Source organism: Chryseobacterium sp. SIMBA_029 (assembly GCF_046535275.1).
Taxonomy (GTDB): domain Bacteria; phylum Bacteroidota; class Bacteroidia; order Flavobacteriales; family Weeksellaceae; genus Chryseobacterium.
Genome location: NZ_JAWRXA010000583.1, coordinates 1 through 254 on the forward strand (window position 1 = coordinate 1; position 254 = coordinate 254).

The window sequence follows — 254 nt, forward strand, 5'->3', positions numbered from 1 at the left end:
AACCGAGCCGGCCAGATCAGGCGCAACGCTTGCGTCAATGTCCTGGGTTCGCAGCGTTGCGGCAAGGGCTCTGGCCGCCTGGACATTCCGGTCCCACACCTGGACCTTTTCGATTGGCCGGACCGCTCGATACGCTTCGGGGATGAGGCTACCCACGCGCCCGCAGCCGACCACCAGCAAATGGCGTGCCGTCGCCGGCGCCAGGTAGGATGCGGCGAGCGCGGACGCTGCGGCGGTGCGACGCGCTGTGATTT

1 pseudogene is annotated in these 254 nt (G+C 67.7%); it reads right to left on the minus strand.

The features are described 5' to 3' along the window. Window positions 1-254: pseudogene (locus SB679_RS25315) on the minus strand (ornithine cyclodeaminase family protein); the annotation flags it as partial.